Below are 1,844 nucleotides of genomic sequence, written 5' to 3' on the forward strand. Positions count from 1 at the left end.
CGGGCCTCGCGGGTACGGGCCCGGTGGCCGCGGCGCCTTTGCGCCCGTCGCCGCGGGCGCGCTAGCCCTACGGCCTGGGCGGGGCTACGCGCTCCACGCCCCGTCGAGGCGGATCGCGAGGATCTGGCCCGGCCAGCCGTCGTGGTCGAAGCGCTCCGTACGGCGGAATCCGCAGGACACGTAGTAGTCCACGAGCCGTCCGTCGTCGCCCGCGTAGCAGTCGACGCGGAGCAGTCCGACGCCCGCGCGGCGCGCCTCGGCGACGGCGTGCGCGACGAGCGCGGCGCCGATGCCGTGCCCGGCGAGGTTCCGGTCGCTCACGAGGAAGTGCAGGTAGCGCTCGGGCTCGGGCGCGGGGCGCAGGCACGGGCCGGGGCCGTCCGTCAGCGTCATGGAGCCGACGACGCGCCCGTCCAGCTCGGCGACCCAGGGCTCGCCCTTCGCGAAGTACCCCTCGACCCTCTCGACGGTGCGCGGGCTGGCGCTGAGGTGCCGGGTCCCCCACTGCCCGGGCCGTCCCTGCGCGGTGAGCCAGTCCACCGCCTCGTCCAGGAGGGCGAGGACGGAAGGGACGTCGCTTGCCTTGCCGGGTCTGAGCGTCAGCGCTCGGGAGGTGTCCATGCCCGCGAGGTTAGGGGAGCGGGGCGCCGGACGCGGGCGATGCGCCAGGACTGTGAAGCACGAGACGTCTCCGGGGCTGAGGCGCGAGACGCTCCCGGGGCACGCCGACGGGTCCCGTCGGCCGCCTCCCCGGCCGCCTCGCCGGCGTTCTTCCGGGCCTGCCGGCCGCTTTCCCGGCGCCCTTCCGGCCCCGCTCCGGCGCCGCGCCCGCCGCTCGTCCCCAGCCCCCGGCCGCTTGTCCGACCATCGGTTTGCCTGCCCGGTTATCCACAGGCGGGCGGGAATCGTGCCGGGGTCTGTGGAATCGTTCCCGGCACCATGAGACTCTTCGCCGCGCTCCTGCCTCCGCCCGAGGCGCTGGACGAACTCGACGCCGCCGTCCGCCCCGTGCGCCGCCTGCCCGGCGCCGAGGAACTGCGCTGGACCCGTGCCGAGGGCCGGCACGTGACGCTCGCGTTCTACGGGGACACCGAACGCGAGCCGCCGGAAAGGGGGTTGGCGGATCTGGCGGCCGCCCACGCGCCACCGCGCCTGTCGCTCACGGGCGCGGGCCACTTCCGCGGCGGCACGCTGTGGACGGGCGTACGGGGCGATGTCGCCGCCCTGCGCGCGCTCGCCGGTGCCGCGCGGGCGCTGGGCGGGGCGGCGGAGCACGCCTACCGTCCGCACGTGTCGCTGGCGCGCAGCTCACGGAGGCTGTCCCCGGGCGCGTACGCACCACTTCTCCGCTCGTGCGAGGAACTGCTCGCCCCGTTCGCCGGTCGCGCCTGGACCGCCGACCGGGTCGGGCTGCTGCGGAGCGTGCCGGGCGGGCACGGCGCCGCGAACCAGTACGTGAGCGAGGCGACGTACCCCTTGACGGGGCCCGTCGGGCGGGACGGCTAGGCTCGAAGCGTGGACCCGAAGACCCGGAACCGGATCATGGCCGGTGTGCTCGTAATGATGTTCGTCGTCGTGGCGGTGGCGGCGGCCGTGGGCCAGTAGCCCCCGTACGACCGACGCCCGGCCGCGCGTCGGCGCGGATGCGGGTCCCTCGGCGGCGCCCGTGACGTCACGCGGCGGGGGTGCTCGCACGACGCGGTGAGGATCGCTGATTGCGGGTCGAGCGCCGTCGTCGTCGTGGGAGCGGCGCTCGTGCCGGGGCGCGCCCACGACAGGACAGCACCCGCGTCTGGTGAGCGCCCGCGACAGGGCGGCGCGGCTGTCCTTGAACGTGAAGGGTC

At 76.0% G+C, this 1,844-nt stretch carries 2 protein-coding genes; one reads left to right on the forward strand and one right to left on the reverse strand.

All coding sequences use genetic code 11. The features are described 5' to 3' along the window. Positions 1–84: 84 nt before the first annotated feature. The gene (locus SSBG_RS16565) at positions 85–621 is read right to left on the reverse strand and encodes a GNAT family N-acetyltransferase (protein WP_037869958.1); all 537 of its coding nucleotides are present in this window, start codon (positions 619–621) and stop codon (positions 85–87) included. A gap of 318 nt (positions 622–939) precedes the next feature. Between SSBG_RS16565 and SSBG_RS16570 the strand changes: the two genes are divergently transcribed. Beyond that, positions 940–1,506 carry a 2'-5' RNA ligase family protein gene (locus tag SSBG_RS16570; protein ID WP_008747248.1) on the forward strand — a complete coding sequence of 189 codons (567 nt, stop codon included), beginning with the start codon at positions 940–942 and terminating at the stop codon, positions 1,504–1,506. Positions 1,507–1,844: the final 338 nt, after the last annotated feature.

The sequence above is a fragment of the Streptomyces sp. SPB074 genome, assembly GCF_000154905.1.
Classification (GTDB): Bacteria; Actinomycetota; Actinomycetes; order Streptomycetales; family Streptomycetaceae; genus Streptomyces.

What these genes read in the sequence shown, in the direction of transcription:
- SSBG_RS16565 (WP_037869958.1), bottom strand. Translation starts at nt 621, where the DNA reads ATGGACACCTCCCGAGCGCTGACGCTCAGACCCGGCAAGGCAAGCGAC.
- SSBG_RS16570 (WP_008747248.1), top strand. Translation starts at nt 940, where the DNA reads ATGAGACTCTTCGCCGCGCTCCTGCCTCCGCCCGAGGCGCTGGACGAA.